The 548-nt window shown below is 47.3% G+C and carries 1 protein-coding gene; it reads right to left on the bottom strand.

The features are described 5' to 3' along the window. The coding region (locus tag R7044_RS27390; RefSeq protein WP_225456247.1) for a ComEC/Rec2 family competence protein at positions 1 to 548 on the bottom strand (548 nt) is incomplete at both ends.

The raw sequence follows: 548 nt of genomic DNA on the forward strand, positions 1-548 counted from the left end.
TGCTCGGGTCGTCGGCAACGAAAAATCAGCAAGCCAAGCGTAAACAATGGCAAACGCCAACCCACTCACTGATGGCAGAAACCAATATCGCGGCATAGCAAGCCGAATAAGCCCACCAAGGGCGAGCCCAAACGTCAATGCCATCCCAATGTGTAAACCAGAAATCGATACAAGATGCAGTAGTCCGCTGTCCCGCAGAGACTGCCAATCCTCTTTGGTAAGCCCAGTGCGATCAGCAAAAGCCAGTGCTTTGATTAGAGCAAAGTGCTCAAGGCGAGAAATATCACGCTCAACAGTTTGAATAATCGACTCGCGCCAAGACGAAGAAGTACGAATAACCCAGTGTGAATCTTTAGTTACGACCGCTCTTGCAACAACACCACTTCCCATTGATTGCTTTTCTGCGTCGAAACCCGCTTCATTTCTGAGGCCGATAATGGGCTTAATCAAAACGTTAGTCGTAAACTCACTGTTAACAGCTAGTGGGAATGGCGTTATAAGGCGGACTTTAGGTTTAAGAAAAGGTAACAGAGTGTGAGAATTCACTT

The sequence above is a fragment of the Vibrio sp. 1402 genome (genome assembly GCF_033340275.1).